At 54.4% G+C, this 419-nt stretch carries 1 protein-coding gene; it reads left to right on the forward strand.

Translation table 11 applies throughout. The annotated features are described in order from the left end of the window. Positions 1–419 (forward strand): zinc-binding dehydrogenase (locus GV819_RS32700; RefSeq protein ID WP_161760125.1); only part of this gene is annotated, 419 nt, incomplete at both ends.

Raw genomic sequence — 419 nt, forward strand, 5'->3', positions numbered from 1 at the left:
CTACATCGTCGAAAGAAGCAAAACTCGTTCAAGTTCGCAAGTTAGGTGCGATAGAGACCATCAATACGAGTACGACGCCGCAGTGGAGCAAGGAAGTTCTGCGACTTACAGGCGGCATGGGCGCTGACTATGTTGTTGAGACGGGGGCGCCGGGAAGCCTCGTTCAATCAATTGCAAGTGCCCGCGCAGGGGGTATTGTCAGTCTGCTTGGAGTGCCTCCCGGTGAAACGATCAATGCCCTGAGCCTTTTACAAACGAGCGCGATTGTGCGAGGGATGATGGTGGGCTCCAGAGAGATGTTCGAAGCACTCAATGCCTTTGCAGGCATAGCCAGGCTTCATCCGATAATTGACAGCGTCTTTGGCTTTGAGCAGGCCACAGAGGCGCTGAAGGTCCTTGCTCAAGGCAACCATTTGGGG

Origin of the sequence: Pseudomonas sp. Fl5BN2 (genome assembly GCF_009908205.1) — a bacterium.
Taxonomy (GTDB): Bacteria; Pseudomonadota; Gammaproteobacteria; order Pseudomonadales; family Pseudomonadaceae; genus Aquipseudomonas.